Raw genomic sequence first — 5,084 nt, forward strand, 5'->3', positions numbered from 1 at the left:
CGGCCTACGTCATCTTCACCTCGGGATCGACCGGCCGCCCGAAGGGCGTGGCGGTGTCCCACCGCGCGATCGTGAACCAGTTGCGCTGGAAGACCAAGGAATTCGGGCTCACCGCGACCGATGCCGTGCTGCTGAAGACGGCCGCGACCTTCGACCTGTCGGTGTGGGAATTCTGGTCGACGGCGGTGTGCGGTGGACGCCTGGTGATCGCCGCGCCCGAGGGCCACCGGGATCCGGCCTACCTCGCCGAGCTGATGCGGCAGGAAAACGTGACCACCCTGCACGCCGTGCCCTCGATGCTCGACGCCCTGCTCACCGTGGCGCTGCCGACCTCGCTGCGCCGCGTGCTGGCCATCGGCGAAACACTGCCCGTGTCGCTGGCCCGCCGATTCGAGGCCACGGCGCCGGGCACCGCACTGTTCAACGTGTACGGGCCGACCGAGGCCGCCGTCTCGATCACCAGCCATCGCGTGCGCACCGCGGACACCGGCGACATCCCGATCGGCAAACCGGTCTGGAACAGTCAGGTCTACGTGCTCGATTCGCGGCTGCGACCGGTGCCAGCTGGTGTGCCGGGCGAGCTGTACCTCGCCGGCACCCAGCTGGCCTCCGGGTACCTCGGCCGACCCGACCTCACCGCAGAACGCTTCGTGGCCAATCCTTTCCGTGCGGGCGCACGCCTGTATCGCACGGGTGACCTGGCGGCGTGGAATGCCGACGGGGAACTCGAGTACCGCGGGCGCACCGACTTCCAGCTGAAGATCCGTGGCTTCCGGATCGAACTCGGGGAGATCGACGCGATCCTCACCGCGCACCACGATGTCGGTTTCGCCGTCACTGTGGGACGGGAGAACCAGGCGGGCGCCACGGTGCTGGTGTCCTATGTGGTCGCCGCGCAGGGCCGCGCGATCGTTGTCGACGAACTCGTCGACTGGGCGGCCCAGGCTTTGCCCTCGCACATGGTGCCTGCCACGATCATGGTCCTCGACCAGGTCCCGCTCACCCCTGTCGGCAAGCTCGACCGCGCCGCCCTGCCCGCGCCCGAACTCGCCACCCGCACCTTCCGCGAACCCGGGACCGCGATCGAACGGACCGTTTGCGATATGTTCGCCGACGTCCTGCACCTGGAGCGCGTCGGCCTGGACGACCACTTCTTCGAACTCGGCGGCACATCCCTCGCCGCCACCCGCCTCGCCGCACAGCTGAGCGAAGCGGTCGCCGCGACGATCCCGGTCACCTCGATCTTCACCACGCCGACACCCGCGGGCATCGTCGCGGCACTGCGCGCGGACGGTGCCGACAGCGCCGGCACCGACGCGGCATTCGACGTCCTGCTGCCGTTGCGCACCGCCGGAACGCGCGAACCGCTGTTCTGCGTCCACCCCATCGGTGGTGTCGCGTGGTCGTTCAGCGGGCTCGCCGCCCATCTCGATCCGGACCGCCCGCTCTACGGTCTGCAGTCACCGGCATTGAGTTCGGCGGAGCCACTGCCGGATTCGATCGAGGAATGGGCCAAGCTCTACGTCAAGCAGATCCGCGAAGTCCAGGCCGAGGGGCCGTATCACCTGCTCGGCTGGTCCCTCGGCGGCGTGATCGCCCACGCCATGGCGGTGCAACTGCAGGACGAGGGCGAACAGGTCGCCGTACTGGCCATGCTGGACAGCAGGCTGACGGTCGCGTCGACCGGCGTCGCGACCACGGTCACCGCGGCCGATCTGCTCGGCGGGTTCGCCGGTGACCGCGCCGCCGATGAGGACATCGACGCCTCGCTCGATCTGCGCCAGTTCGCCAGGGAGCTGTGCGAGCAGTCCGCACCGCAGGTGTCCCTCGACGCGGCGCGGATCGAAGGGATCGTGGACGCGGCTATCGACTCGGTCGCCCTCGACGCCGCCTACCGGCCCCGCCCGTTCGACGGCACCATCACCTATTTCACTGCGGCCCAGGACGATCCGACGGGAACCGCCGGTGCCTCGTCCTGGACCTCAGCTGTCACCGGAGCGGTCGACAATCACCCCGTCGCCGCGACCCATTGGCGAATGACCGACGATCAGGCCCTGCGCACCATCGCCGACGCCCTGCGGGAGATGTTCGCTCAGCGGTAGGGGTTCCGGTAGTAATCGCCGAAAAGACAACAGATATGGCGTAGTCCCTGGTCAGGGATGGGTGCGGCGTTGACCGGGGCATGCGTCAGGAGTGGTCGACCGAGGATTTGATCGGGTCATGGACACTGGTCGGTGAGGACTGGCGGTCGGTGGGCAACAAATCGGGTGCGACTCGGCTCGGGTTCCGGTCTTTCCGTAGGACTGCGAGCGTCCATCTCCTTAGAAGAGGTCATGGCGACGGCAAGCTGGAACAGGCTTACGAACTAAGTAGCTTCTCAGTGGTCCAGGTCCAGGTCCAGCATCGGGTATGAGGATGCCCATTCTTCGAGGACGGCCGGGTCTCGCAGCTTGAGTGCGATCATTCGGCACGAGGGCTCGGCATCGGAGTGGACGTGGAGCGTACGGTGCGGCGGTTCATCGGTGTCGTGGTAGAACCAGCGCTCGATTTTGACCACCGTCACCGACAGGCTGCCGTCGAAGTTCAGCTGTTCGCCTACCTGCGGAAGCGTCACGTCGTTGACGATGACGATGACGTCATCACCGTCATCGGCTTCGCCATTGTCATCCTTGATCTGGATGAACAGGCACCATCTCGGACATGGTCGTGCGTATTGATCAGCGGCTTCGGGGTCTCTAACATCGACAGTGCACGTGTGCCATCCATGCCGGTATTGGCGATCGTTGCCTCTTGTCCGAGCCGCGCCCTTGTTGGCGTAGATCTGTTCGGACGGTACGAGTCGTTGTCGAAATCCGTGTCCGTAAGTCCCCCTATCCGAGGAGCTGGACCGATGACTACAGACTTCGCTTCACCCAGCAGCAAGGCTGGCAATCAGCTTTTCGTCAGCGGAACCGGCGGTTACGCCATGCTTCGCGGGGTCGACGCGCTGATCCCGGGAAAATCTGACGGGAATTCGGTGCAGGTCGTGTTCTGTCAGAGCAACAAGGACGCCAAGTCGCACGCTCCGGGATTTCTGGACCCGCAGCGCAACTTGTACTACCGATTCAGTGCCGAAGCTAAGGGTTCTCGGCTGATCGAATACACAATCGACCCCACGACGGGCAGTTTGTCCAAGGAAAAGATTGTGTTGGCCACGCGGGATCGAAATCCGCGTCTGGGGGCGTTCACTCCCGAACTCGGTGAGGTGTTCACCCTGACTCATGACCGCAAGAACGACCTCATCTCCGGTTTCGCGCCGCCCGCCGGACGGCCGCCGAAGAAGCCGACGCCCCAAGCCTCGATCCGGATCGACGATGAGACCGCCCGCGACTTCGACGTAGCCGTCGACCCGGTGGACCGGTCCACCTACTTTTACATCGCCACGCCAAAGGGCGTCACGATGGCGCGGAAGCAGTCCGGCGCACCGGATTCCGATGTGGACATGGACCTTCGCACCGATCTCGGGCCATCCTGGGCCGTCGCCGCCAATCCGTACAGCCCACGTCAGGTGTTTGTAGCCACCGGACCCAGGCGGGCCACCGAGATTTGCCGTCTCGACTACTCGCCCGAGCAGGCGAATCCCACCATCACCCGGCTACCGCTGCCTGCGGGATGGGAGCTACCGGTGACCCGGGATCATCCGCACGGGCTGACCTTCGCGGTGACCCGGCATCCTGACGGCAGCGAAAAGGTCAGCGTCGTAGTCCACAAGACCGAAGGATCGGAACGGCATCTGCTCTCCTTCGACACCAAGGCAGACCGGCTCAACGACGGCGGCGATCTCACCATACAGCTACCGAAATACACAAAGGGCGCAGCCGCCAGGATCGTATGCACGGGCCAGGATCCGGCGACCCTGATCATCGCCGGCAGCAAACACATCCTCGCCATCGATCCGGCTACCCAGCGAACCGCAACCGCGCGGATCAATTTTCCGGACGGCGCCGCTCCCGTCGAACCATGGACCGCGACCTGGACCTGAATCGGTAGGAGCCGGGTCGCCGCCGGTACCAAGAACCACCGACGAGCAGCAGCAATGGCGGCTGCGTAGAGCCCGGGAAAAGGACCAGCGCGACCTCAACGCCGACACCTCGCACCCGGGGGCGTCTGCAGCGATCTCGACGGTGTCGAAGCCGAACACGCTCGCCGGGAACGACTCACCCCTGGGTCGGCGTTCTTCCCGGTCTTGATGGGGGTCGAGGAGCAAATCCGCCCGATCCGGCGCTAAGGAACTCGCTAAGGAACTACCGCACATAGTGTCTGGATATGTGCGCTAACCTCTGAGTCGTCCTGGCGTGATGACCTGTTCGAGCCAGGCGACCCGGGAAACTATGCGCGGTAGTGACCCGCAAAGGCGGTGCGCGGGAGGTCATCGCGTGGCAGACCGGCACCGCACGGTTGTTGCCGCGGATGCTGGCCGGCCGCAAGAGCGGTCCGCTGTTCCTCACCGACCGCAGAGCCCGACCATCGGTGGCAAGAAACGACGTAGACCCGACGACGGGGGCGAGCCCGGCTGTCCTACCGGCGAGCGGCCGAGCTGTTCGAGGCTCACGCCGAACGCTACGACGGCGGCCCGTACACGCTGCACCAGCTGCGGCATTCGCGGCTGACGCACGCAGCAGAGGAAGGCGCATCGACACCGGTGCTGATGAAGCTGTCGGGGCATACCTCGGTGCGGAGCCTCGTCAAACACGCGCGCGTGTCCGACGAAGGGCTACAGCGCTTTCAGGCCGACCGCGACCCTGCGGCACGCCGTCGACGCTTACCGCGGCGGCGAATGGGCGCCCGGTGTCGGTGCGCCGTAACACCTTGGTGGTCGCGCCCGTAAGTCCGTCGAGGGTCAGGGTTCGGGCCGGTGGCACTGCACAGACAACCGCGCCGACCTGAATATGTTCCCCGAGCGTCTCGTCACCTCACCCCGTCCACCGTGGCGGGGTGACCATCGGCCGTCGGTAGCGTGAGCGCGACGACGGCCGTCACCTTGGCTCGGAGTTGGGGGTGGGGGGGCGGGGTGGGGCCGGGGGGGGGGTGTGTGTCGGTTTCAC

General features: G+C 66.0%; 4 protein-coding genes. 3 read left to right on the forward strand and 1 reads right to left on the reverse strand.

What is annotated here, in order from left to right; translation table 11 throughout:
* Positions 1 to 2,102, forward strand: a 2,102-nt coding sequence (locus tag ACFWPJ_RS24155; protein WP_378854670.1) for an amino acid adenylation domain-containing protein, incomplete at its 5' end; no start/stop codon positions are given.
* Between the two features lie 275 nt (positions 2,103 to 2,377).
* Here the strand turns inward: ACFWPJ_RS24155 and ACFWPJ_RS24160 are convergent.
* Entirely contained in the window at positions 2,378 to 2,614 is a 237-nt protein-coding gene (locus tag ACFWPJ_RS24160; protein ID WP_378854671.1) for a hypothetical protein, read from the reverse strand.
* Between the two features lie 276 nt (positions 2,615 to 2,890).
* Here ACFWPJ_RS24160 and ACFWPJ_RS24165 point away from each other — a divergent pair, with 276 nt between their 5' ends.
* Together ACFWPJ_RS24165 and ACFWPJ_RS24170 are read left to right on the forward strand one after the other, a co-directional pair.
* Positions 2,891 to 4,021: a hypothetical protein gene (locus ACFWPJ_RS24165; protein WP_378854672.1), complete on the forward strand. Its 1,131-nt coding sequence runs from the start codon at positions 2,891 to 2,893 to the stop codon at positions 4,019 to 4,021.
* Between the two features lie 555 nt (positions 4,022 to 4,576).
* The gene (locus ACFWPJ_RS24170) at positions 4,577 to 4,867 is read left to right on the forward strand and encodes a tyrosine-type recombinase/integrase (RefSeq protein WP_378854673.1); all 291 of its coding nucleotides are present in this window, start codon (positions 4,577 to 4,579) and stop codon (positions 4,865 to 4,867) included.
* Positions 4,868 to 5,084: the final 217 nt, after the last annotated feature.

The sequence above is a fragment of the Nocardia sp. NPDC058497 genome (genome assembly GCF_042720195.1).
Classification (GTDB): domain Bacteria; phylum Actinomycetota; class Actinomycetes; order Mycobacteriales; family Mycobacteriaceae; genus Nocardia.

What these genes read in the sequence shown, in the direction of transcription:
- ACFWPJ_RS24165 (WP_378854672.1), top strand. Translation starts at nt 2,891, where the DNA reads ATGACTACAGACTTCGCTTCACCCAGCAGCAAGGCTGGCAATCAGCTT.